General features: G+C 50.8%; 1 rRNA gene. It reads left to right on the top strand.

Features of this window, described 5'->3' with window-relative positions:
- Window positions 1-167: 167 nt before the first annotated feature.
- Window positions 168-258: ribosomal RNA gene (gene rrf, locus OGV69_RS01305) — 5S ribosomal RNA — on the top strand; the annotation flags it as partial.

Genomic DNA, 258 nt, shown 5'->3' with positions numbered 1-258 from the left:
AGGTCGGGTGTGTAAGTGTAGCGATACATTGAGCTAACCGATACTAATGAACCGTGAGGCTTAACCTTACAACGCCGAAGCTGTTTTGGCGGATTTGAGAAGACAGATTTTCAGCCTGATTACAGATTACATTAACCGGCGAAAAGCGGGTTAATAAACAGAATTTGCCTGGCGGCTTTAGCGCGGTGGTCCCACCTGACCCCATGCCGAACTCAGAAGTGAAACGCCGTAGCGCCGATGGTAGTGTGGGGTCTCCCC

The organism is Citrobacter sp. Cc139, from assembly GCF_030334645.1.
Lineage (GTDB): Bacteria > Pseudomonadota > Gammaproteobacteria > Enterobacterales > Enterobacteriaceae > Citrobacter > Citrobacter werkmanii.
The sequence above is the reverse complement of the archived record's forward strand: the minus strand, read 5'-3'. Positions and strand labels throughout refer to the sequence as shown.